General features: G+C 59.2%; 2 protein-coding genes. One reads left to right on the forward strand and one right to left on the reverse strand.

Annotated features, from left to right (window positions below; all coding sequences use genetic code 11):
- On the forward strand, nt 1-707 hold a 707-nt coding region (locus CO655_RS33090), incomplete at its 5' end, for a polysaccharide biosynthesis protein (protein ID WP_176539355.1).
- 32 nt (nt 708-739) lie between these two features.
- Here CO655_RS33090 and CO655_RS33095 read toward each other — a convergent pair.
- On the reverse strand, nt 740-1441 hold a 702-nt coding region (locus CO655_RS33095; RefSeq protein ID WP_141514398.1), incomplete at its 5' end, for an O-antigen ligase family protein.

Below are 1441 nucleotides of genomic sequence, written 5' to 3' on the forward strand. Positions count from 1 at the left end.
TTGTGCTGATCAGCACGGACAAAGCCGTGCGTCCGACGAATGTGATGGGCGCCAGCAAGAGGCTGGCAGAGATGGTTCTGCAGGCGCTTGCCGCAGAACCGGCCGTTGACAGAGTGCGCACGAATTTCTCCATGGTCCGGTTCGGAAACGTGCTCGGTTCCTCCGGATCCGTCGTGCCGCTGTTCCGGCAGCAGATCAAGGACGGCGGGCCGGTTACCCTGACCCACCCAAAAATAACCCGCTACTTCATGACCATTTCGGAGGCCTCGCAACTGGTCATTCAGGCGGGCGCGATGGCCGAGGGCGGGGATGTTTTCCTGCTCGACATGGGCGAGCCCGTCCGCATCGCAGATCTCGCCCGCAAGATGGTCGAGCTTTCGGGATTGACCGTCCGCGACGAGGATAATCCCGAAGGGGACATCGAGCTTTCCGTTACCGGCCTGAGGCCCGGCGAGAAGCTTTATGAAGAACTGTTGATCGGGGACAACCCTGAGACAACCGAACATCCCCGGATTATGAAGGCGCGCGAGGATTTCCTGTTCTGGCCGGAGCTTTCGAAGAAGCTCAGCTTGCTCAATGCGGCATTGGATCGAAACGATATGGTCGCGGCACGCGCGACCTTGGCAGAACTCGTCTCCGGCTATTCCTCAACCGGTGAGGTTTCGGATCTTGCCTTCACCGGCGCCGAAACCGTTCCGGCGGCCTGAAGACGACAACGCGCAAGCGTTGAGCGCGGAATTCAGCTTCGCACGACGGGCGCGAAGACTGTGCTGCCCCGCTCCAAGCAAATCAGGGCGACCATATAGGCGAAGATCGGATCCAGTGCCTTTTGGTTGAACATGATGCCGACGCTGCCGGTAACAATGTAGCTGCTGGTGAGCAGAAGAGCGAGCGCTATGGACAGGTCCCTGCCAGGACCGGGTTCCTTTTTCCACGCGGCTATCAAAGGCGCCAGGAGCAGCAGCGAAAGCGCCGCGATGCCGACAACGCCGGCGTCAATTCCCGCTGTCAGAAAGCCGTTATGGACATGCGAGAAGGTCAAGTATGGTCGCATGCTGTCTGGCAGTTCCGCCAAGACCGAGGCCATCCTGTTTTGCGGGCCATAACCGGTGAACGGGTCCTTGCTGATTGCTGATAGTGCGCCTTTGTACAAAGCGACCCGCGCGCTGAGTGAGGTAATCTCACCTTCACTGCGTTCAAGCGCTGCCATATTTTCCTGCAGCGCGTGGATGCGATGGATGATCTGGCCGCTGCCCAGCGCGATAAGTCCCGCAAACAGCAAAGAGCCGGTGATGGCGAGACTGCGCAAACTCAGATGGAAGCTGTGTTTGCGAAAATACCAGAGAAGGATGACGAGATGGATGGGAATGGCCAGCCACGCCGAACGCGTTCCCGAAAGCAGCACGCAGCCGAGGCCAGCGGCATATCCCAAGATCGCAAT

Origin of the sequence: Rhizobium sp. M1 (assembly GCF_002531805.1) — a bacterium.
In the GTDB taxonomy this organism is placed as follows: Bacteria; Pseudomonadota; Alphaproteobacteria; order Rhizobiales; family Rhizobiaceae; genus Rhizobium; species Rhizobium etli_C.